Here is a 20,511-nt window from a genome sequence, read left to right on the forward strand (position 1 = left end):
GGGCAGCCTGTCCGGGAGGAGTTAGTTTCATTACGCAACTCAGCAGATGGACGTGACTTTCTGGCACTATGAGGTGACAACACGCGAGCTAGGAGGACCCCCATGGCCGATCTCGTTCTCGTCACCGGCGCCGGCGGCGTGGGCCGTCTCGTCACCGAGCGGCTGCGCGCGCACGACCTGCCGGTGCGGGTCATGGTCCGCCGCGACGACGAGCGGGCGGCCGGGGTCCGGGCGCTGGGCGCGGAGGTCGTCACCGGCGACCTGACCCGGCCCGAGACCGTGGCGGCCGCGCTCGACGGCGTCGGCCGCGCGTACTTCGGGCTCAGCGTCTCGCCGGACCAGCTGCTCGCCGCGACCGTGCTGGCCACCGTCGCGAAGGAGCTCGGCGCCCTCGACGTGCTGGTGGACATGTCGCAGATGACGGTGTCCCAGATGACCGTGACCAGTACCGCGGAGTCCCGCCAGCAGCGGCTGCACTGGCTTTCGGAGCGGGTGCTGGACTGGTCGGGGCTGCCCGTGGTGCACGTGCGCCCGACGTCCTTCCTGGACAACCCGCTGTTCACGACGCTGGCCGCGCGGTCGATCCGCGAGCGCGGCACGCTGGAGCTGCCGTTCGGGACGGGCCGCACGTCCCCGGTCGCCGCGGTCGACGTCGCCCGGGTGGTGGCGACCATCCTGCGTGACCCGGGCGAGCACGCCGGGAAGGTGTACGAGCTGACCGGCCCGCGGACGCTCGACCTGACCGGCGTCGCGGCCGGGTTCTCGGCGGCGCTCGGCCGCGAGGTGTCCTATGTGGACGTCCCGCTGGACGTCTGGCGCGCCGAGGTGCTCGCGAAGGCGGGCCTGCCGCCGCACACCGAGCAGCACATCGCGACGATGGCGAGGCTGCACCGCGAAAACCGCTACGACCGCTCCACCGATGACGTCGAGCGTGTCACCGGGGAGCGGCCGCAGACGGTGGAACAGTTCGTCGCCGGGCGCAAGGAGTTCTACACCGGCTGATCCGCCAGCAGGTCCTCGATGGCGATCGGGATGTGGCGGACCCGGACGCCGGTGGCGTTGTACACGGCGTTGGCGATGGCCGCGGCCATCCCGACCGTGCCGATCTCGCCGAGCCCCTTGGCGCCCACGGCGTTGTGCAGCGTGTCCGGGTACTCGACGAAGTGGACGTCGACCTCCGGGATGTCCGCGTTCACCGGGAGCAGGTAGCTCGCGAAGTCGCCATTCGCGAGCCGGCCGTTGGCCTCGATCTCCAGGCCTTCGTGCAGCGCGGCCGACACGCCCCAGATCATCCCGCCGATCAGCTGGCTGCGGGCCGCCCGCGCGTTGATGATCCGGCCGGTGTCGAAGACGCCGAGCATCCGGGACACCCGCACCTCGCGGGTCCACTTGTGCACGCGGACCTCGCAGAACTGCGCGCCGAACGAGCTGAAGGAGTGCTTGGTCAGCTCCTCGCCGGGGGCCGACGAGCCGGTGACCTCCAGCGACGTCCGGCCGACGGCCCGCAGCAGCTCGCCGAACGTCATCGACTTCCCGTCGGCCAGCACGCGGCCGTCGGCGTAGGTGACCTCGGCGCCTTCGAACGGCGCGCCGGGATCGGCCGCGAGCGCCACCAGTTCGTCGATGGCCTTCGTCGCGGCGATCATGATGGCCGTGCCGACGCTCGCCGTCGCGGTCGAGCCGCCGGACAGGCCGCCCGGCGGGAGTGCCGAGTCGCCGAGCTTGGGCACGATCTTCTCCGGCGCGATGTCCAGCGATTCCCCGCCCACCAGCGAAAGCACGGTCAGCAGGCCGGTGCCCGGGTCCGCGCCGCTCGTGGCGACCACGGCCGTGTCGTCGTCCTGCAGCGTGATGCCGACGGTCGCCGGGAACCGCAGGGCGGGGAACATCGCCGTGGCCGTGCCGAGGCCGACCTGCCAGTCGCCGTCGGCCTCCCCGTGCGGCTTGCGGTGCACCCAGCCGAACCGCTGCGCGCCGATCTCGAAGCACTCGTCCAGGTGCTTGCTCGACCACTGCAGGTCGTGGCCCGGCGGCGCGGTCGAGTTGTTCTTCTGGCGCAGCTCGATCGGGTCCATGTCGAGCGCGACGGCCAGCTCGTCGATCGCGCTCTCCAGCGCGAACGACCCGGGTGCCTCGCCCGGCGCCCGCATGAACGTCGTCGGCGGGATGTTGAGCGGCACCACCTTCTGGCTGATGTGCAGGTTGCGGGTGGCGTACCACTCGCGGGACGTGCCGTGCGACGTCGGCTCGACGAATCCGCGGTGGACGTCGGTGCTGCACCAGGAGTCGTGGCGCAGGGCGACGAGCGTGCCGTCGCGTTCGGCGCCCAGCGTCATCTTCTGGACCGTCGCCGCGCGGCCGGCGGTCGCGGTGAACACCTGCTCGCGGGTGAGCGCGGCCTTCACCGGCCGGTCGAGGGCCCGGGCCGCGGCGGCGGCCAGGAACGCCGGTGCGGACGTCCGGCCCTTGCCGCCGAACGCGCCGCCGACGTACGGGTTCAGCGCGTGCACGGCTTCGGCGGGCAGGTCCAGCGCGCTCGCCAGCTCCTGGGCCTGCAGGTGCGCGCCCTGGTTCCCGCTGTAGACGGTCAGTTCGCCGTCGTCCCAGACCGCGACGGCCGAGTGCGGCTCCATCGCGGCGTGGTTCTGGGTCGCCGTGTGGTAGGTCGCCTCGACCACGACCTGGCTCGCCGCCAGCGCGTCGTCGAAGGATTCGACGCCGTCTTCGAGGATCTCGAACGTCGACGGCGTGCCGTCCCGGCCCGGCGGGGCGTCCTCCGCGGTGGCGAGGCCGTCCTCGAGCGAGGTCAGCGCCGGCCGGGTGCGGTAGGTGACCTCGACGAGCATCGCCGCGTCACGGGCCTGCTCGAACGTCTCCGCCACGACGAAGCCGATCGCCTGGCCGTAGTAGGCGACCTCCTTGGTCTGCATGGGCACCCACGTCTCGCCGAACAGCGGCGAGACCGGGGTGCGCAGCTCCAGCGGGTCGAACGGCGAGTAGACGCCGAGCACGCCGGGCGCGCTCTTCGCCGCGGTGACATCCATGGCTTCGAGCTCGGCGTTGGCGACCGTGCTGAGCACGACGCAGCCGTAGACCATGCCGGGGAAGTGGTGGTCGGCGCCGTACTTGGCCCGGCCGGTGACCTTCACCGGCGCGTCGAGACGGGCGGCGGTCATCGGGTGCTCTCCTCGGTCAGTTCGAGCAACGCGCGGACGAGGGTCCGCTTCAGCAGCGGCACCTTGAAAGCGTTTTCGGACAGCGGCCGGGCGCCCTCGGCGGCCACGGAAGCGGCCTCCTCGAAGGACTCCTGCGTCGCGGGCTTGCCGCGCAGGGCGTCCTCGACGGCGGGCAGCCGCCACGGCACCGTCCCGACCCCGCCGGCGGCGATCCGGGCGTCGGCGATCACGCCGTCCCGGACGTCCAGCGCGACCGCGGCCGAGCACAGCGCGAACTCGTAGGACTGCCGGTCGCGCACCTTGACGTAGGTGGAGTTCGCGGCCCAGTCCAGCTTCGGCACGACGACCTCGGTGATCAGCTCACCGGTGCGCAGGTCGTTCTCGACGCCGGGCGTGTCGCCCGGCAGCCGGTAGAAGTCGCCGAGCTTCACCGTGCGGGTGCCGTCCGGGCCGGCCAGGCGCAGTTCCGCGTCGAGCGCGACGAGGGCGACGGCTACGTCACTCGCGTGCGTCGCCGCGCAGGAGTCGCTGGTGCCGAGGATCGCGTGCATCCGGTTGGCGCCTTCGAGCGCCGGGCAGCCGCTGCCGGGCACGCGCTTGTTGCACGGCGTGGCGACGTCGCGGAAGTACGAGCAGCGGGTGCGCTGCAGCAGGTTCCCGCCGATGCTGGCCATGTTCCGGATCTGCTGGGACGCGCTCAGCAGCAGCGCGCGCGAGATCGCCGGGTACACGCCGGGGTGGGCGGCGATGTCGTTCATCCGCTCCAGCGCGCCGAACCGCAGCCCGTCGGTGGTGTCGATGCCGCGCAGCGGGACGTTGTTGATGTCCAGCACGTGCTGCGGGGTGAGGACGTTCAGCTTCATCAGGTCGACGAGGGTCGTGCCGCCGGCCAGGAACGTGCCGGGCGTGGCGAGCGCGTCGTCGAGGGTGGTCGGCGCGGTCAGCTCAAAGGGACGCATCGGCCCTCCTGGCCTGCTCGACGGCCGCGACGATGTTCGGGTAGGCCGCGCACCGGCAGAGGTTGCCGGACATGAACTCGCGCACGTCGGTGACGTCCTGCTCGACGGCCGCGACCGCCGACATGATCTGCCCCGAGGTGCAGAAGCCGCACTGCAGCGCGTCCTGGTCCACGAACGCCCGCTGCACCGGGTGCAGGTCGTCCCCTGTGGACAGTCCTTCGACGGTGGTCACGGGCTGCTTGACGGCGGCCGCGAGGGTGAGGCACGACAGCACGGGCTTGCCGCCGACGTGCACCGTGCAGGCGCCGCACTGGCCCCGGTCGCAGCCCTTCTTCGGGCCGGTGACCTCGAGGCGTTCGCGCAGGGCGTCGAGCAGGGTGACGCCGGGGTCGACGTCCAGGTGCTCGGTACTGCCATTGACTTGGAGGGAGATGTCCACTGGTCTCTTTCCGCAGATCGTCCGGGTGGGAGCCTGAACGGCGTCGTGGTGGGAGCCAGGTGTACCGGATACTCATCCGCTTCACCTCTTGGCGAGGCTAGCGGATTACAATCCGCTTCGCAACGAGCCCGAGACCTGGAGTTGCTCCAGGTCAGAGCCGTGCTGCACTACATTCACCTGGGACGACAACCACCGGGAGGGACGATGACGGGATCGGTCAGCCCCCGGCGTGCGGACACCCGGCGCAACCACGAACGCATCCTCGTCGCGGCCGCCGAGTCCCTCGCCGCCACGGGCGACGTCTCGTTCAACGCGATCGCGAAGCGCGCCGAAGTCGGTGTCGGCACGGTCTACCGGCACTTCCCGACCCCGGAAGCGCTGATCCTTGCGGTCTACGAACGTGAGGTGCGGCACCTCGTCGACGTCGTGCCGGTGCTGCTGGGCAAGTACGCGCCGCACGAGGCGTTCCGCGTCTGGGCGACCGACCACCTGGCGCACTACATGATGACCAAGCGCGGCCTGGCGGACGCCCTGCGCACGGCGACGGCGTCCCGCGGCGAACTGCCGGCGAGCGCGTACGAGTCGATGGTCGGCGCGGTCACGACGTTGCTGAAGGCGAATGCGGAAGCGGGCGCGGTCCGCGCGGACCTGGACCCGGTGACGGTGCTGCGCGGCCTCGGCGGCCTGCTCTACCTCGACCCGAACGGGGAGTGGCGGCGGCACGCGGCGGACCTGGCGGATCTGCTGTGGCGGGGAATGGCCGCGCCCGGCGACGGACCCTGCCGCTGAAAGCCCGCGGGTATTTCCACCGCGGTGACCAGCGAAATGACAACGGCTGTCCGGTTCATTCTTTCCGGAAAACGGCCGGGAATCCACCGGCGGCGAGTGCTGGAGTCTCGCCGCCGGCGGTCCGGCCTTCCCGATCTCTCCCCAGTGACCGGCGCGCACGTCATTACTTCTTCGCGGCGGCGACCTTCTTGCGCGGCGCCCGCTTGCGGGCCGGTGCCGGAGCGGCGGCCTGCAGCTGGGCTTCGTCGTAGGCGTTGACGATCTCCGAGGACAGGCGGCCCCGCTCGGAGACGTCGTAGCCGTTCTCGTTGGCCCAGGCGCGGATCGCGCGGGAGCGCTCGCGGTCGGCCGAGCTCGCGGCCGTCGACTGGCCGGTCGCCACGCGCACCTTGCGGCCACCGGTCTTGCGGCCCGCGGCGATGAACCGGGAGAGCTCCTCGCGCAGCGCGGCGGCGTTGTCGTCCGAAAGGTCGATCTCGTAGCTGACGCCGTCGAGGCCGAACGGAACGGTGTGGCTGGCGGGGCTGCCGTCGATGTCGTCCAGCATTTCGACGAGGACCTTCTGGGCCATGGGGCTGCTCCTTGACGTTGATGTCCGTAGTGCGACTGTGACCGAACGCACGATAAATGCCCGATCCACTGTGGAGCGTAGCAGCCGACATACCGGCGCGTATGTAGGCGAACGAGTTAGCTAATCAAGTGTCACTCAAATTCGCTCTTTGTCTCCGGATCCACCCACACTTCACCGGCTAGCGGGTGGTCCGGCATCGGGGAAACGGCGAGGATGGCCCGATGACACCGCTTCGGTACGTCGAACTCGAAGCCGGTTTCGGCTGCTACGTGCCGCAGAGCACGTCAGGGGACACGGCTGAGATCGGCTTCATCCACGACGAGATCTTCCACGGCAACTGCTACCTGCAAGGCGGGATCACCCTCGGCGGGGACGCCGTGGTGGTCGACGCCGGGGCCAACGTCGGGCTGTTCAGCCTCTACGTCAAAACGCGGTACCCGAAGGCCCGGGTCCTCGCGATCGAGCCGATGCCCGCGACCTACGCCGCCCTCGAAGCGAATCTCGGCCGGCACGGCTGCCTCGGCGTCACCCCGCTGCGGGCCGCGCTCGGCGCGCGGGCGGAGGGCGAGGTCGCCTTCACCTATTTCGAAGACCTGCCGGGCAATTCGACGCGCTACCCGGACCTCAAGGCCGAGGTGTCCCGGCTGCCGGGAACGGCGGCCGAACGTGAATACCGCGAACGCCTTTTCGCGACGGCCTCCGAAGTGCGGATGCCGGTCGAACCGCTTTCGGCCGTGCTCGCCCGGACGGGCTTCACCGGCCCGATCGACCTGCTGAAGATCGACGTCGAAGGCGCGGAGGCGGACGTGCTCGCCGGAATCGCGGAAACCGACTGGCCACGGATCCGGCAGGTCGTGCTGGAGACGCAGCATGACGGGCCGCGCATCCGCGCGCTGCTGGCGGCGCGTGGTTTCAGCGTCACTGCTGCGCGTCCTGAGGGTGTGCTGGCTGGGCTGGACATCGAGACCGTGTGGGGGCGGCGGTGATGGGGATGCGGCTCGATGGGCCGCGCATTCGCGCGCTGCTGGTGGCGCGTGGTTTCACTGTCAGCGCTGCGCGTCCTGAGGGTGTGCTGGCCGGGCTGGGCACCGAGACCGTGCGGGCGTGGCGGTGATGGAGACGCAGCACGACGGGCCGCGCATTCGCGCGCTGCTGGCGGCGCGCGGTTTCAGCGTCACTGCTGCGCGTCCTGAGGGTGTGCTGGCCGGGTTGGACATCGAGGCCGTGCGGGCGTGGCGGTGAGCGCGCGGATCCTGCTGACCTGCCTGCCCTACTACTCGCACCTGGTGCCGGTGCTCGTGCCGGTGGCGAAGGCGCTGCAGAAGGCCGGGCACGCCGTCGCCGTCGCCACCGCCCCGGCGATGGCGGACGAGCTGGCGCGCCACGGCATCGAGCACCTGCCGCTGCCGCACGTGCGCACGCTGGAGCAGCTCCTCGCCGACCCCGCCGTCCTGTCGAGCCCCGGCATGCCCGGCGCCGAGGACGAGGAAGCCGCCGACACCGCCCGCGCCCGCGAGGAGCCGGGCGCGCTGACCAAGGCGTTCGCCGGGCCGCTGGCCGGGATCTTCGCGCGCGACCTGATCGCGGCGGCGGAGCGGTGGCGGCCGGACGTGCTCGTGCGGGAGTGCAACGAGTTCGGCGGTTACCTGGCCGCGGTCAAGCTCGGGCTGCCGCGCGCGGTGCTCGACATCGCGCCGGGCACCGCGGCGCACCTGCCGTTCCTGCACGACACGCTCAACGCCGAGCTGGTCGCCCTGGGCGTTCTAGGTGATCAGGGTGACCCTGGCCGTCCGAACGACGGCCTGCTCGCCGCGGTCGTCCCGGCCCGGTGGTACGCGGACCCCGTGCCGTCGCTGCGCTGTTACCGCACCGACGATCCCGGTGTCGCGGACTTCGCGCCGCTGGCCGTCGCCGGGCTGGGCACGGTCGCGCACACGGTGGTGCCCGAGGCGTCCCGGTTGCTGGCGGCGATGGCGCTGGCCCTCGGTGAGCTGCCGGGGCCGGCGGTGCTGTCCACCGGCCCCGCCGAGTGGACCGGGCCGCGGCCGCCGAACGTCCGGATCGTGCCGTTCGCGCCGCAGTCACGGCTGCTCGGCCGCGCGTTGCTCTTCCTGTCCCACGGCGGGTTCGGCGGTGTCCAGGAGGCGCTGCGTTCGGGGACGCCGATGGTGGTGCTGCCGCTGTTCGCCGACCAGCCTGCCAATGCTCGGCGTGTTTCAGAGCTGGGGCTTGGGGTGGCTGTGGACCCGGCTGAGGCGTCGCCTGAGGTGCTGGCTTCGGCGTGTTTGCGGGTGTTGGCGCCGGAGTTCCGCGACCGGGCGGCGGAGTTCGCGGGTTTGGTGCGGGAGTTGCCAGGGTTTGACGTTCTCGCTGAGGATCTTGCTGCGTTGCGCTGAGCGCATCGGACAGTGCGGGATTCCGGGGTGTTGCGCGATTGGTGGTGCTGTCGCCAACGCTCGCGGGATCGCCGGGCTGGGTCTCGGCCTGGCTGTGGACTCGGCTGAGGCGTTGGCTTCGGGGGTGTGTGCGGTGTTGGCGCCGGAGTTTCGTGAGGAAGCGGCGGGGTTCGCGGGTCTGGTGCGGGAGTTGACGGGGTTCCACGTTCTGGCCGCGGTGCTCTGAGCGCACCCGTCTCGGTGCGGACCTCGCCGCGTTGCGCTGAGCGCATCGAAAATGCGGGGTTTCCCGGGTGTTGCACGATTGTTTCCGTGACGCGCGCGATTCTAGGCAATTGCGTCGATCGATTCTTTGTAGAGCATGGAAAGTCTGGTCGTTTCCCTAGGGAATGAGCGGCTTCTGACCGGTTTCCCGTGCTGGTGGACAGAAGGCGAACGGCGTCTTGACACCGTCTTCCGGTGGGCAGCACACTGAATACGGCGGCAATCCGAAATTCGGCGACGGGCGGAAATGGCCCGCGCTCGGTGCGGGAAAGGCTGACCACGTGTCCGAGATCGAACACCAGCTCTCGTTGAACGAAAACCATTCCGCACCCCTGCCGGGAGTGCGTCGCGCGATCGAAGAAAGCCTCGGCGACATCCATCGCACGCTCGACGCGTTGGCCACCGGGCTGAGCACGGAAATCGCCCGTCGGCACGGGCTCGACCCGGCCCGGGTGGTGGCCGGTGCCGGGTCCGGGGCGTTGCTCCAGCAGTTCCTCACCGCGCATGCCGGGGCCGGGCGGGTGGTGCACGCCTGGCCGTCGTTCGAGCTGTACCCGCTGCTGATCCGCAACGCGTTCGCCGGGCCGGTCGCGGTGGCCTCGCCGGACGATCACCAGGACCTGGCCGCGCTCGCAGCGGCCGTCACCCCGGAGACGCGGGTCGTGCTCCTGTGCAACCCGAACAACCCGACCGGGGAAGTGCTGGGGGAGAACGCACTCCGGACGTTCCTCGACGCGCTGCCGCCGGACGTGCTCGTGCTGATCGACGAGGCCTACCGCGAGTTCGCCGACCCGGCCGAGGTCGCCGACGGTCTCGAGCTGGCCGATGACCGGGTCGCCGTCGTCCGGACGTTCTCCAAGTCCCACGGCCTGCTCGGCCTGCGGGTCGGTTACCTCGTCGCGGCCGAACCGGTGGCCGCCGCGCTGCGGCCGACGCTGCCGTTCTACCGCGTCCCGACCGTCGCCCAGACGGCCGCGCTGGCGGCGCTGGAGGCGGACGACGTCATGCGGGAGCGCTGCGCCGAAGTCGCCGCCGAACGCGATCGCGTCCGTGCGGGGCTGCTGGAGCTGGGCTGGGACGTGCCGGTCAGCGGCGGGAACTTCCTGTGGCTGCGGCTGGGCGAGCGCAATAAGTCCTTTGTGGACTACCTGGCCGCGCACGGTGTCGCGGTCCGGGAGATCGGCGGCGCCGGGGTGCGGGTGAGCACCGGCACGCCCGAAGCCAACGACGCCGTCCTGATGCTGGCCAAGGAGTTCGCCGGATGACCGCGCTGATCAGCGATACCGCCGCCGCCGCCGACGTGCGCCGGGCCCTCGAACAGCGGCCCGCGACCGGCGATCGCCTCGACGAGATCGCCCGCTACGCCCTGCTCTCCCCGGGCAAATTGCTGCGGCCCCTGCTGCTCGTCGCCTCGGCCGAAGCCGTCGGCGGGGCGCGGGAGGACGTGCTGCCCGCCGCGCTCGCCGTCGAATACCTGCACGTCGCCTCCCTCGTGCACGACGACATCATCGACGGTGACGACCTGCGCCGCGGCCGCGCGTCGGTGCACGCGCGCTACGGCGTGGCCGACGCCATCGTCACCGGGGACGCGCTGATCCTCGGCCTGTTCGGCGCGGTCGCCGACTGCGCGGCGCCGGACGCCGCCGTCGTCGCCGCGGTGCGCGTGCTGGCCCAGGCGGGCGAAGACCTGTGCCGCGGCCAGGTCCAGGAGGCGCTGCTCGTGCCGCCGGGTCCGGGCGTGCCGGGCAGCGGCCTCGACGCCTACCTCGAGATGGCCTCGCTCAAGACCGGCGCGCTCTTCCGCGGCGCCTGCCGGGCCGGGGCCCTGCTGGGCGGTGGCTCGGGCGCGCAGGCCGACGTCGTCACGGCGTTCGCGGAGCACGCGGGCCTGGCTTTCCAGATGTACGACGACCTGCTGCCGTTCCTCGCCGACCCGGCCGTCACCGGCAAACCCGGGACGAGCGACGCCGCCAACCTCCGCCCGACCTACCCCGTCCTGCTCGCGCACCGCGAAGGCTCGGCGGCCGAGCGCCACGGCGTCGAACGCGCGTTGTCCGGCGACCTGCGTCCCGAGGCCGCGCACGAGACGCTGCGGGAGGTGCTCGTGTCCAGCGGGGCTCTTGACCTGGCTGTGGCGGGTGCGCGTGAGGAAGCCGCGCGGGCCACGGCGGATCTCGGCGTCCTGCCGGTCACCGGGGCCGCCGGCCTGCTGGCCGCGATCGCCGACCTCGCCGTGAACCGGGACCACTGACGTGACCACCGCCTCGGGTGCGCCGGTGACGGCCGTCCTCCTGCGCCGGGCCGGGCGCGCCACCGTCGCCCACGTGCAGACGTGGCGGCCCTACACGACGTGCTACCCGGCGCTGCTCGGCGTGGCCGGGGCCGTGGTCGCGGGCGGGTCTGGTGCCGCCGTGCTGCTCGTCGCCGCGTTCGCCCCCGCGCTGGGCTGGCTGTCGGGGCACTACCTCGGCGACTACTTCGACCGCGGGCTCGACGCGATCGGCAAGCCGCACCGGCCGATCCCGTCGGGCCGGCTGTCGGCCGAAGCGGCGCTCGGCGGCGGACTCGCGTGCGCGGCGGCGTCGGCCGTCCTGCTCGTGACGGCGAACTGGCGAATCGTCCCGCTGTTCGCCGTGGCGATGGCCGGGATCGTCGGCTACAGCAAGGTGTTCAAGAAACGCGGGCTGGCCGGCAACGCCTCCCGCGGTTTCCTGACCGCACTGGCCCTGACGATCGGCGCGATGGTCGCCGCGCCCTGGCCGCCGTGGGCGTTGCTGCCGGTCGCGGCCGGGTTCCTGCTGCACGACACAGCGTCCAACCTCGTCGGCACGCTCCGCGACGTCGACGGCGACCGCGCGGGTGGCTACCGCTCGGTGCCGGTCGAGCGCGGGTTCCGGCCCGCGGTCCGGCTCGCGCTGGGGCTGTACACCGCCGGGGTGGTCTTGATCGCCCTTTCTTCGGTCATCGCAGACGATCCTGTCGCCCAGCTCGTCCTGGCCGCAGTCGCTGCCGGTGTCGGTGCCGCCGCGTTCGTTCCGTTGCTGCGCCGGGATTCCGTGCCTGCGCGGACCGCGTTGCGGGCCCACGAACTGCTCGTCGCCGAACGGCTGGTGCTCGCCGCCGCCGTCGTCGCCGGGGCGGCCGGTGCACGCTTCGCGCTCGCGCTGGCCGCGCCGGTGCTGGCCTTCTCGCTCGTCACCCAGGCTTTGATGCGCTCCCGCCACGAGTTCCCGGCCCCGGCCGGGGGAGAGGACACCGCATGACGTCCGTGCGCGCCGACCAGCTCACCGAGGCGATCACCGAAGGCGCCGAGGCGCTGTTCGCGGCCCAGCGCGCGGACGGCGTGTTCGACTACGGCGGCAGCAGCCTCACCTCCACTCTCGGCACGGTCGGCGCGGTGTGCGCGCTGCACTTCGCCGACCCCGGCGGCGCCGCCGACCTGATCGAGGCCGGCGTCGGCTGGCTCAAGCGCACCCAGGCCGCCGACGGTGGCTGGGCGATGGTGCCCGGCGAGGCGTCCGAAGCCGGGCCGACCGCGGTGGCCTCGGCCGTGCTGCACCTGACCGGCCCCGAAGGCAACGCCGCGGAGGTCGACGCGGGGCAGCGCTGGATGCGCGATTCCGGTGGTCTGGAGGCGATCCCGCACGCGGAGGTCGTCGCGTGGTGCCGCCAGTTCTACGGCTTCGCGGGCTGGCTGGCGCCGGCGGACATGCGCCGGTTCCCGCTGGAACTCGCGCTGCTGCCCGGCCTGTCCCGCAAGCTGTTCGACCTGCGCGTGCCGATGGTGTACGCGCTCGGCCTCGCCCAGACGCGGCACAAGCCGCTGACCCGCCTGCAGAAAGCGCTGTCCCGGAAGGCCGAGCCGAACGCGCTGGCCGCGATCCGTCAGGTCTACGAGCACGAGGGCAGCACCGGCGCGTGGTGCGAGGACGCCTGGGTCACCGGGCTGGTCTGCGCCGGCCTGGCCCGGGCCGGGCTCGGCGACGACATGGTCACCGCCGCCGTCGGCTGGTTCCGCCGGATGATGGCGCCCGACGGCTCGTGGGCGAGCGGTCCGCTGGACCTGACGTGGTCGATGTACGCCACCGCCGGCCTGCTCGAAGCCGGGTACGCGGGTGACCCCCGGCTGACGTCCGTGAAGGAGCTTTTCCTTCGCCTGCAACAGGATCGTCCGTTCACGGCGTTCGGCTGCCCGCCCGGGTTCTGGGGCTGGTCGGGCACCCGCGGCTGGCCCGCGACGCTGGAGACCGGCGAGATCGTCTCGGCGCTGTGCCACCTGCCCGGCGACGACCAGGCCGGGGCGATCCGCCGCGGCGTCACCTGGCTGACGCTGCAGCAGGACACCCGCGGCTCGTGGGGGCTGTGCGTCCGCAACACGAAGGTGGCCAACAGCGGCCCGTGCCCGCACATGACCGCGCAGGCCGTTGACGGGCTGCTCGACTCCGGCGTCCCGGCCGACGACCGCCGCGTGCGCCGGGCGCTGAGCTGGTTCGCCAAGGCCCAGCTGCCCGACGGCAGTTTCGAGTCCGTCTGGTACCGGATGCACACCGCCGGGACGTCGGCCGTGCTCCAGACGTTCGCGAAGGCGGGACAGGCGGACGCGCTCCCCGCGCGGCGCGCGCGTGAGTGGCTCGAGCGCACCCAACTCGGCGACGGCTCGTGGGGTACCGGGGCGGGTGACCCCGGCACGGTCGAGGAGACCGGCTGGGCGGTGTCGGCGCTGCTGGTCGCGGGGGCCGGTCCCGAGGTCGTCCGGCCCGGCGTCGAATGGCTGCTGGCGCGGCGGGAACCCGGCGGCGGATGGCCCGCGGCGAGTGTCAACGAGTACGTGCGGCACGTCTGCCGCTACCCGAACCCCGCGCTCGCGCACGGTCTCGCGCTGAAAGCCCTGGCCCGCTACCGGAAGGTGGCCGGCCGATGAGGTACGACGTCGTCGTCTGCGGGGCCGGGGTCGCCGGGCTGGCCGCCGCGTGCGCGCTGGGCCGTCTCGGGCATCGGGTGCTGCTGGCCGAGAAGCAGGAGGCCGTGAAACCGGTCGCGAAGGGTGAGGTGCTGCAGCCCGGGTCGCTGGCGATCCTCGACGAGTGGGGTGCGACGCCGGAGGGCGCGTTGAAACTGGGTAATTTGGTGGCGCGAGATGCTGGGGGCGCGCCGCAGATGGCTCTCGAATATGGCCGGCTGCCCGTCGAACGGCCCTGGCTGCTGGCTCACGACTACCCGGCGATCCTCGCAGCGCTGACTTCGGCGCTGCCGTCCACAGTGGACTTCCGGCGCGGGGTGCTCGTCGGCGGCCTGGTGCGTTCGGGTGGGAGGGTGACCGGCGTGCGGCTGGCCGACGAAGTCGTCGACGCGGCTCTTGTGGTGGCGGCCGACGGGATCTCGTCGCGGCTCCGGCGTGAGGCGGGCATCGAGGCGAGCCGGCAGGACTACCCGCACCGGCTGGCGGCGTTCGAGCTGCACGGCGCGCCCTCGGTGGAGGCGGACTTCTCGGCGTACGTCACGGAACGCGGCTTGCGGCTGCGGTACCCGCTGCCCGGCGGCCGGGTGCGGCTGTACGCGCAGGTCGGCCCGGATGAGCTGCGCGGCCTCGACGCCGCTGGACTGGCGTCCTGGGCGGACGGCTTGGTGCGCGGGACGCCCGCGCTGGCACCGCTGGCGGACGCGATCCACGCGAACCTCGGCGGCCGTCAGCTGCTGCCGGTGTCCCGGTTCCTGGCCGGCGCGCTGGCCGTGCCCGGGCTCGCGCTGGTCGGGGAGAGCGGTCACGCCGTGCACCCGATGGCCGCGCAGGGGATGAACAGCGCCGTCGCGGACGCGCACGAGCTGGCGGCGGTGCTGCGCCAGGGCGGCTCGCTGACCCCGGCGGTCGTCGACCACGCGCTGGCGCGCTACGACGTGGCCCGCCGCGAGAACCTGACCCAGATCGGCCGCACGAGCCACAACGCGGCCCGGATGATCACGGACCTGTCGTGGGTCGGCCGGGTGGCGGGCCGCCGGGCGCTGCGCGGCACCGGCGGCAACCACCGCATCCGCTACACGGTGATGCACACGATGTCCGGCCTGGGGGTGCACCCGCTGAACCCGGTGGACCGCCTGCACCAGCTGGGCGTGCTGCCGGACCCGCGGGCCCGCCGCCTCCCGGCCTGGGCGTGACCTCCCCGGGCGCCAAGGCATTCGACGACGACCGGGCCGCCTTCGTGCGTGGGGTGGTCGGGTGGCTGGCGCTTCAGCCACGCGGCGATCGGGCGGACTTCGTGTGCGCCGCGGATCGCGAGCCCGGCCGGCTCGCGGTTCGTTCGCGCGGCGGTGTTTTCGTGGCGGTCGGGCGGACTTGGTGTGTGCTGCTGACCGTGCGCTGGGCCGAGGTTTTCGCGGCCGGGCCGCAGTCCTCGATGATCAGGTCGCCCTGGTCTTCGTATGTGGGTTGGTCGACTGGTTCGCACTTCAGCCGCACGGTGGTGGACGGGCGGGCTTGGTGTGCGCCGCGGACCGTGAGCCCGGCCGGGGACTTCCCGGCCGGGCCGCACCTTCCTCAAACGGCAACGCACTCCACGACGACCAACCCACCCTGGCCTTCGTGCGTGCCGCGAACCGCGAGCCCCGCCGCCGCGGCCAGCGCGTGAAAATCGTCGATCGTGCGTTCGCGGCCGCCCAGCAGGGTCAGCGACTGCAGGTCGAACGACGAGTTGTTCTTCGCGTGCTCGGTTCCGGCCAGCACCTCGACGACGACCACGCGCGCGCCCGTTTCGGCGCAGCGGCGCAGGATCTTCGCGGCGTCCTCGTCGTTCCAGTCGGTCAGCACGCGCGACACCAGCAGGACGTCGAAGCCAGTGGGCAGCGGGTCGAAGAAGCTGCCGCCGACGAACTCCGCTCGGTCGGCCAGCCCCGCGTCGGCGAGGGCCTGCTCGGCCTCCGGGCGGACCGGCGGCAGGTCCAGCACCGCGCCGTGCAGGTGCGGGTGCTTCAGCAGGACCTCGCTCAGCAGCGCACCGATGCCGCCGCCGACGTCGAGCACCCGGCTCACCGTGGTCCAGTCGTAGTCGGCGGCCACCGCCGGGCCGGTCTGCCAGGCGTGCGCAGCCATGATGGCGCCGAAGAACAGCCGCAGTTTTTCGTCGCGCCGGTAATCGGCCCAGAAATCGACGCCGTGCGCCTGGCCGTACGCGGATTCGCCGGTGCGGACCGAATGCAGCATTCCGCTGTAGGCGAGGTCCATTTTCGCGCCCGGGCCGTCGAGGGCGAGCCAGCCGCGCTGCCAGCGCTGCTGCTCACTCAGCAGTTCCCGCGAAAGGTCGGTGAGGGCATACTCGCCGCCCTCGACGGCGAAGAGGCCGACGTTCACCAGGTGCCGCAGCAGTCGTTCGAGCGAATCGGCGTCGGATCCGCTGGCCGCGGCCAGGTCCGCGGCCGTCGTGGTGCCGTCGGCGACCAGTTCGGGCAGCCGCAGCGCGACGGCGGCACGGATCGCGAACGGGGTCGCCAGGTCGACCAGGCGGGCGAGCTCGGCGGCGGCGTCGTTCGGCATCGGCGTCCTTTCGGCGGGGGTGACCGGGCCCCACCACGATCGCACCGGAATCCCATGCGGTCAACCATTCTTTTGTGCGGCGAAACGCTATTCCGTCCTGCCCGGAAAAAGAAAGGAAAAATCATGGAGTTCGACGTCCGGCCGATTTCGGGAGCGCTCGGCGCGGAGGTGCGCGGGGTGCCGCTGGCCGAGCTGTCCGACGCCGCCTTCGCCGAGGTGCGGGACCTCCTGCTGACCCACCTCGTGCTGTTCTTCCCCGACGCCGCCGGGCTCGATCCCGAGGCGCACAAGGCGTTCGGCCGCCGGTTCGGGGAGCTGGAGGTGCACCCGTTCCTGCCGAAGCTGCCCGGCCACGACGAACTCGTGGTGCTCGACTCCGACCAGGGCGCGCGCGCCGACGTCTGGCACACCGACGTCACGTTCAGCCCGTCGCCGCCGATCGCGTCCGTGCTGCAGCTCGTCGAGTGCCCACCGGCGGGCGGGGACACGATGTGGAGCAACCAGTACCTCGCGTATGAAGCGCTTTCCGCGCCGGTGCGGGACCTGGTGGACGGCCTGACGGCGATCCACGTCTTCGAGCACCCCAACGGGTCGTTCCGCAGTGAGGCCGAGCACCCGGTGGTCCGCACACACCCCGAGACGGGCCGCCGGTCCCTGTACGTCAACCGCATGTTCACCCGCCGGATCCCGCAGCTCACGCCGGGGGAGAGCGCGGCCTTGCTGGCTCAGCTGTACGAGGTGGCCGAAAGCCCGCAACGCGTCTGCCGGTACCACTGGCGGCCGGGGGCGATCGCGGTCTGGGACAACCGGGCCACCCAGCACTACGCGGTCAACGACTACACCGGCCGTCGGGTGGGCCGCCGGGTGACGATCCTCGGTGACAAGCCGACGGGTGAGCAGTCGCGCTGGCCGCACCACGAAGGCGCCGGCCTCAGCGCGGCGACGTCACGCTGAGGCCGCCGACACGCCGTGGTGACCTGTTGCTGCGAACAGGTCACACGGTGGGTCGCACAGGTGTGCGGTACGGTCGGCAGGCAGCGGTTCAACCGGCAGCCGTCGCACCCCGAGACCCACGGCCCCGATTCGGGGCCGGTGTGGGACTGGACTGGTGCACGAGCGGTTTGGCCTCACGGTTTACCCAGGAGGCTTCCGCCATGTCCGCTGTTCCGCTGCCCCGGCTCAGAGATCCCGCAGTTCAGGCGCCCGTCGCGACGTTCGCCGTGACCACGACCGCCGACTCGGCCGTGGTGTCGGCCACCGGTGAGCTCGACGTCAGTGTCACCGGTCACCTCGAGGAAATCATCGAACTCGAGCTCGGCCTGCGGCCCCGCGTCCTCGTGATCGACGCCTCGGCTGTGACGTTCTGCGCCTCCCGCGCGCTGACCGTGCTGATCAACGCCGCCTCCGACGCGCACGCAGCCGGGGTGCCGTTCGCCGTGGTCACCCGCAGCCGCGCGGTGCTGCGCCCGCTGACCGTCCTCGGTCTCGAGCGGGTCCTGCCGGTGCACGGCGACCTCGCCGCGGCACTCGACTGGCTGGCTCTCCTGCCGGGACTGACGTCCCGCTAGTTCGTACTCGCCCAGGCCCGCGGGCACGGCTCGTCGGAGGTCGCGCACTGCAGGCGGCCCCAGACGAGCTTGCCGTCGTCGTGGTGGCTCACGCCCCACGTCAGGCACAGCCGGTCGACCACCAGCAGCCCGCGGCCGCCGTCGCGCGTGGGGACCCGCAGCCGCGGCTCCCCGGCGCCGACGTCCGCGACGGCCACGGTCACCTCGCACGGCCACAACGTCCGGCGGAGCCGCAGCTCCACCGGCCCTCCGGCGTGCAGGTAGGCGTTGTCCAGCAGCTCTCCGGCGATCAGCAGGGTGTCCAGCCGATGCGGGTCACCGAGCGCGGTCAGCTGCGACTCGGCCCACATCCGGGCTTCGGCCAGGCCCGACGGGTCGGTGCCGGCCACGTCCAGGGTCTGCCAGCCTGGCTGGTCCGCCAAGGTCCAGTTCACAGGCATGATGCGACTCCTCCCGAGAACGCGCACCCGAGGGCGCGACGTTCTCCTACAAGGATCGGTTACCCGTGACAGCGGCCCTTACCCGCGAATCGGCGTGCCGGTATTTTTCGGTTCGGCCGGTTCGGCGGGCGCCCGTCCCGGGCGGGTCCGGGGGCCGAACAGGGCCAGCACGACCGCACCGACCAGCCAGGTGCCGGCGATGAAGAGGAACACGCTCTGGTACCCGCTGCCGTTGTACAGCGCGGCGACGATCAGCGGGCCGGCCGCGTTCGACAGCCGCCCGAGCCCGTAGGAGACGCCGGTGCCCAGCGAGCGGGCGCGGGTGTCGAAGAGCTCCGGTGAATAGGCGTAACCGAGTGCGGTGTAGCCGCGCTCGAACAGGTTCACCAGGAACCCGAAGACCACGATCAGCACCGGGTTGAACGTCAGCCCGTAGAGCAGGCCGCACAACGCGATCACCGAGCCGAACGCGACCAGGCACCACTTGCGTTCGAAGCGGTCGGTGACGATGGCGGCCAGGTACGACCCGAGCGGCGCGCCGACGGTGGTGAGCGCCACGTAGAAGACCGACTTCTCGACGCTGAAGCCCTCCTGGGCCAGCAGCGTGGGCGCCCAGCTCGAGTAGCCGAAGAAGCCGATCGTCTGGGTCACCCACACGACTGTCAGCAGCAACGTGGGCATCAGGTATTTCTTCTGCAACAGCAACCGCAGCGGAGCCTTGGTCACCGGGGCCTCTTCAACGGGCGGCTCCGGCTCGGGCAGCGGGCCCTTCTCCGCCGCGACCTGCTCCTCGATCTCCCGCAGGATCTCGTCCGCCTTGGCGTGGTCGCCGCGGCTTTCGTGCCAGCGCGGTGACTCCTTGAGCCGCCGGGTGAAGAAGACGAGCAGCACGCCGAGCGCGCCCCACAGGTAGACCAGCCGCCACGACCAGTCGTTGATCGGCACCACGGCGCTGGCGATCAGGTTGGTGACCGGCGTGCCGCAGATGCCGATCACGATCGCGTACGCCTGGTACTTGCCGCGGCTGCTGGCCGGGTACAGCTCGTTGACGTAGATCACCGCGACGACGGTCATCGCCGACAGCCCCGCCGACGTCAGGACGCGGAACACACCCAGCGAAACGACGTCCCACGAGAACACCGCCGCGAACGAGAACACGCCGAACCACAGCGTTGTCCACAGCAGCGCCCGTTTCCGGCCCCACCGGTCGGCCAGTCCACTGGCGACGATCGCCCCGAAGAACATCCCGACGAACGACAGCGAGGTGACGTACGCGACCTGGTCGACCGTCACGCCCCACAGCTTGATCAGCTTGGGCGCGGTGGTGGCGAAGCTGTTGATGTCCGCGAACTCGAAGAAGTAGGCGAACGAGACGGCGAGCAGGGTGATCTTGTGGAACCGGGAGATCGGCAGGCGGTTCAGCCGGTTCAGGGAGTTGGCTTGCTGCATGGGAGTTCCTGTCGCTCAGGCGTCATTGCCGGGCCAGTACAGGCGCGTCGGGTTCGTCACGAGGAGCTTCCGCTGCTGCTCGGTGGTCACCGCCACTTGCGGCACGTAGTCGACCAGCAGGCCGTCGTCCGGCATGTGGCCCAGGAGGTTGGGGTGCGGCCAGTCGCTGCCCCACAGCACGCGGTCGGGGAACTCCGCCACGGCCAGGCGGCCGAACGGGACGACGTCGCGGTAGGCGTGCTGCTCACCGCCGAGGGCGGGCGGCCCGGTCACGGTCAGGCGCTCGGGGCAGCTGACCTTCACCCAGACGTCGTTGCGGTCGACGAACCGCAGGAAGCGGCTGAACTGCGGCCCGGACACCGGCTGCGTCACGTCCGGCCGGCCCAGGTGGTCGATCACCAGCGGGGTCGGCAGCGAGCCGAAGAACCCTTCCAGCTCGGGCAGGTCGGCGCTTTCGAAGTACAGCACGACGTGCCAGCCGAGCGGGGCGATCTTCTTCGCGATGGTGCTCAGGTCTTCGTGCGGGGCGGCGTCGACCAGGCGGCGCACGAAGTTGAACCGCACCCCGCGCACGCCGGCCTCGTCGAGTTCGCGCAGCTCGCGCTGGCTGACGTCGGGACGCACGGTGGCGATGCCCCGCGCCCGGCCGTCCGCCGCGCGGACGGCGTCGAGCATGGCGGAGTTGTCCGTGCCGTGGCAGGTGGCCTGGACGATGACGTTGCGCGTGACGCCCAGGTGGTCGCGCAGGGCGAACAGGTCGTCCTTGCCGCCGTCGCACGGGGTGTACTTGCGTTCGGCGGCGAAGGGGAACTCGGCCTGCGGGCCGAAGACGTGGCAGTGCGCGTCGACGGTTCCGGGCGGGAGCCGGAACCGCGGCTTCGACGGGTGGGCGTACCAGTCGAGCCAGCCGGGGGTTTTCGGTGCGGTCACGGGTT

General features: G+C 71.9%; 20 protein-coding genes. 12 read left to right on the forward strand and 8 right to left on the reverse strand.

Annotated elements, in window-relative coordinates; genetic code table 11:
* The first annotated feature begins 102 nt into the window (after nt 1-102).
* Entirely contained in the window at nt 103-1,002 is a 900-nt protein-coding gene (locus tag ACIOD2_RS35555) for an NAD(P)H-binding protein (protein WP_400548303.1), read from the forward strand.
* Here the strand turns inward: ACIOD2_RS35555 and ACIOD2_RS35560 are convergent.
* The 3 genes from ACIOD2_RS35560 to ACIOD2_RS35570 are packed head-to-tail and all read right to left on the reverse strand — an operon-like array spanning nt 990 to nt 4,574.
* Nucleotides 990-3,176: a xanthine dehydrogenase family protein molybdopterin-binding subunit gene (locus tag ACIOD2_RS35560; protein WP_400548306.1), complete on the reverse strand. Its 2,187-nt coding sequence runs from the start codon at nt 3,174-3,176 to the stop codon at nt 990-992. The genes ACIOD2_RS35555 and ACIOD2_RS35560 overlap by 13 nt on opposite strands.
* Nucleotides 3,173-4,135, reverse strand: coding sequence for an FAD binding domain-containing protein (locus ACIOD2_RS35565; protein ID WP_400548310.1), 963 nt, complete (start codon nt 4,133-4,135; stop codon nt 3,173-3,175). The genes ACIOD2_RS35560 and ACIOD2_RS35565 overlap by 4 nt, the downstream gene beginning before the upstream one ends.
* A complete protein-coding gene (locus ACIOD2_RS35570; RefSeq protein WP_400548313.1) occupies nt 4,122-4,574 on the reverse strand; it encodes a (2Fe-2S)-binding protein in 453 nt (150 codons plus the stop codon). Before ACIOD2_RS35570 ends, ACIOD2_RS35565 begins: the two co-directional genes overlap by 14 nt.
* A gap of 204 nt (nt 4,575-4,778) precedes the next feature.
* Here ACIOD2_RS35570 and ACIOD2_RS35575 point away from each other — a divergent pair, with 204 nt between their 5' ends.
* The gene (locus tag ACIOD2_RS35575; protein ID WP_400548316.1) at nt 4,779-5,363 is read left to right on the forward strand and encodes a TetR/AcrR family transcriptional regulator; all 585 of its coding nucleotides are present in this window, start codon (nt 4,779-4,781) and stop codon (nt 5,361-5,363) included.
* A 163-nt stretch (nt 5,364-5,526) separates the two neighbouring features.
* On the opposite strand, the gene ACIOD2_RS35580 is transcribed toward ACIOD2_RS35575, so the two are convergent.
* Nucleotides 5,527-5,934 carry an Lsr2 family protein gene (locus ACIOD2_RS35580; RefSeq protein WP_323331290.1) on the reverse strand — a complete coding sequence of 136 codons (408 nt, stop codon included), beginning with the start codon at nt 5,932-5,934 and terminating at the stop codon, nt 5,527-5,529.
* 221 nt (nt 5,935-6,155) lie between these two features.
* On the opposite strand from ACIOD2_RS35580, the gene ACIOD2_RS35585 reads away from it, so the two are divergent.
* The 8 genes from ACIOD2_RS35585 (at nt 6,156) to ACIOD2_RS35620 (ending at nt 14,747) form a co-directional block, all read left to right on the forward strand.
* On the forward strand, nt 6,156-6,920 hold the full coding sequence (locus tag ACIOD2_RS35585; RefSeq protein WP_400548319.1) for an FkbM family methyltransferase: 765 nt from the start codon (nt 6,156-6,158) through the stop codon (nt 6,918-6,920).
* Nucleotides 6,921-7,038: 118 nt separating this feature from the next.
* Nucleotides 7,039-7,176, forward strand: a complete 138-nt coding sequence (locus ACIOD2_RS35590; RefSeq protein ID WP_400548322.1) for a hypothetical protein — start codon at nt 7,039-7,041, stop codon at nt 7,174-7,176.
* Nucleotides 7,173-8,330, forward strand: a complete 1,158-nt coding sequence (locus ACIOD2_RS35595) for a glycosyltransferase (RefSeq protein WP_400548325.1) — start codon at nt 7,173-7,175, stop codon at nt 8,328-8,330. The genes ACIOD2_RS35590 and ACIOD2_RS35595 overlap by 4 nt, the downstream gene beginning before the upstream one ends.
* Before the next feature lie 545 nt (nt 8,331-8,875).
* Nucleotides 8,876-9,859 (forward strand): aminotransferase class I/II-fold pyridoxal phosphate-dependent enzyme, encoded by a 984-nt coding sequence (locus ACIOD2_RS35600; protein WP_400548328.1) that lies wholly within the window; start codon nt 8,876-8,878, stop codon nt 9,857-9,859.
* A complete protein-coding gene (locus ACIOD2_RS35605) occupies nt 9,856-10,845 on the forward strand; it encodes a polyprenyl synthetase family protein (RefSeq protein WP_400548331.1) in 990 nt (329 codons plus the stop codon). The genes ACIOD2_RS35600 and ACIOD2_RS35605 overlap by 4 nt, the downstream gene beginning before the upstream one ends.
* A gap of 1 nt (nt 10,846) precedes the next feature.
* The gene (locus ACIOD2_RS35610; protein WP_400548334.1) at nt 10,847-11,857 is read left to right on the forward strand and encodes a UbiA family prenyltransferase; all 1,011 of its coding nucleotides are present in this window, start codon (nt 10,847-10,849) and stop codon (nt 11,855-11,857) included.
* Complete coding sequence (locus ACIOD2_RS35615; protein ID WP_400548337.1) at nt 11,854-13,515, forward strand: prenyltransferase/squalene oxidase repeat-containing protein; 1,662 nt, start codon at nt 11,854-11,856, stop codon at nt 13,513-13,515. Before ACIOD2_RS35610 ends, ACIOD2_RS35615 begins: the two co-directional genes overlap by 4 nt.
* Nucleotides 13,512-14,747, forward strand: coding sequence for an FAD-dependent oxidoreductase (locus ACIOD2_RS35620; protein ID WP_400548340.1), 1,236 nt, complete (start codon nt 13,512-13,514; stop codon nt 14,745-14,747). Before ACIOD2_RS35615 ends, ACIOD2_RS35620 begins: the two co-directional genes overlap by 4 nt.
* Before the next feature lie 379 nt (nt 14,748-15,126).
* Here the strand turns inward: ACIOD2_RS35620 and ACIOD2_RS35625 are convergent, their stop codons facing one another.
* Nucleotides 15,127-16,119: a methyltransferase gene (locus ACIOD2_RS35625; protein ID WP_400548343.1), complete on the reverse strand. Its 993-nt coding sequence runs from the start codon at nt 16,117-16,119 to the stop codon at nt 15,127-15,129.
* A 123-nt stretch (nt 16,120-16,242) separates the two neighbouring features.
* Between ACIOD2_RS35625 and ACIOD2_RS35630 the strand changes: the two genes are divergently transcribed.
* Together ACIOD2_RS35630 and ACIOD2_RS35635 are read left to right on the forward strand one after the other, a co-directional pair.
* The gene (locus ACIOD2_RS35630) at nt 16,243-17,073 is read left to right on the forward strand and encodes a TauD/TfdA dioxygenase family protein (protein ID WP_400548346.1); all 831 of its coding nucleotides are present in this window, start codon (nt 16,243-16,245) and stop codon (nt 17,071-17,073) included.
* A 200-nt stretch (nt 17,074-17,273) separates the two neighbouring features.
* Nucleotides 17,274-17,687, forward strand: coding sequence for an STAS domain-containing protein (locus ACIOD2_RS35635; RefSeq protein ID WP_400548349.1), 414 nt, complete (start codon nt 17,274-17,276; stop codon nt 17,685-17,687).
* Here the strand turns inward: ACIOD2_RS35635 and ACIOD2_RS35640 are convergent.
* The 3 genes from ACIOD2_RS35640 to ACIOD2_RS35650 form a co-directional block, all read right to left on the reverse strand.
* Complete coding sequence (locus ACIOD2_RS35640) at nt 17,684-18,127, reverse strand: ATP-binding protein (protein WP_400548352.1); 444 nt, start codon at nt 18,125-18,127, stop codon at nt 17,684-17,686. The genes ACIOD2_RS35635 and ACIOD2_RS35640 overlap by 4 nt on opposite strands.
* Nucleotides 18,128-18,205: 78 nt before the next feature.
* Nucleotides 18,206-19,576 carry an MFS transporter gene (locus tag ACIOD2_RS35645; protein ID WP_400548355.1) on the reverse strand — a complete coding sequence of 457 codons (1,371 nt, stop codon included), beginning with the start codon at nt 19,574-19,576 and terminating at the stop codon, nt 18,206-18,208.
* Between the two features lie 15 nt (nt 19,577-19,591).
* Nucleotides 19,592-20,506, reverse strand: coding sequence for an amidohydrolase family protein (locus tag ACIOD2_RS35650; protein ID WP_400548358.1), 915 nt, complete (start codon nt 20,504-20,506; stop codon nt 19,592-19,594).
* Nucleotides 20,507-20,511: the final 5 nt, after the last annotated feature.

This window comes from Amycolatopsis sp. NPDC088138 (assembly GCF_044741685.1).
Classification (GTDB): domain Bacteria; phylum Actinomycetota; class Actinomycetes; order Mycobacteriales; family Pseudonocardiaceae; genus Amycolatopsis.

What these genes read in the sequence shown, in the direction of transcription:
- ACIOD2_RS35555 (WP_400548303.1), top strand. Translation starts at nt 103, where the DNA reads ATGGCCGATCTCGTTCTCGTCACCGGCGCCGGCGGCGTGGGCCGTCTC.
- ACIOD2_RS35560 (WP_400548306.1), bottom strand. Translation starts at nt 3,176, where the DNA reads ATGACCGCCGCCCGTCTCGACGCGCCGGTGAAGGTCACCGGCCGGGCC.
- ACIOD2_RS35565 (WP_400548310.1), bottom strand. Translation starts at nt 4,135, where the DNA reads ATGCGTCCCTTTGAGCTGACCGCGCCGACCACCCTCGACGACGCGCTC.
- ACIOD2_RS35575 (WP_400548316.1), top strand. Translation starts at nt 4,779, where the DNA reads ATGACGGGATCGGTCAGCCCCCGGCGTGCGGACACCCGGCGCAACCAC.
- ACIOD2_RS35580 (WP_323331290.1), bottom strand. Translation starts at nt 5,934, where the DNA reads ATGGCCCAGAAGGTCCTCGTCGAAATGCTGGACGACATCGACGGCAGC.
- ACIOD2_RS35585 (WP_400548319.1), top strand. Translation starts at nt 6,156, where the DNA reads ATGACACCGCTTCGGTACGTCGAACTCGAAGCCGGTTTCGGCTGCTAC.
- ACIOD2_RS35605 (WP_400548331.1), top strand. Translation starts at nt 9,856, where the DNA reads ATGACCGCGCTGATCAGCGATACCGCCGCCGCCGCCGACGTGCGCCGG.
- ACIOD2_RS35615 (WP_400548337.1), top strand. Translation starts at nt 11,854, where the DNA reads ATGACGTCCGTGCGCGCCGACCAGCTCACCGAGGCGATCACCGAAGGC.
- ACIOD2_RS35620 (WP_400548340.1), top strand. Translation starts at nt 13,512, where the DNA reads ATGAGGTACGACGTCGTCGTCTGCGGGGCCGGGGTCGCCGGGCTGGCC.
- ACIOD2_RS35625 (WP_400548343.1), bottom strand. Translation starts at nt 16,119, where the DNA reads ATGCCGAACGACGCCGCCGCCGAGCTCGCCCGCCTGGTCGACCTGGCG.
- ACIOD2_RS35630 (WP_400548346.1), top strand. Translation starts at nt 16,243, where the DNA reads ATGGAGTTCGACGTCCGGCCGATTTCGGGAGCGCTCGGCGCGGAGGTG.
- ACIOD2_RS35635 (WP_400548349.1), top strand. Translation starts at nt 17,274, where the DNA reads ATGTCCGCTGTTCCGCTGCCCCGGCTCAGAGATCCCGCAGTTCAGGCG.
- ACIOD2_RS35640 (WP_400548352.1), bottom strand. Translation starts at nt 18,127, where the DNA reads ATGCCTGTGAACTGGACCTTGGCGGACCAGCCAGGCTGGCAGACCCTG.
- ACIOD2_RS35645 (WP_400548355.1), bottom strand. Translation starts at nt 19,576, where the DNA reads ATGCAGCAAGCCAACTCCCTGAACCGGCTGAACCGCCTGCCGATCTCC.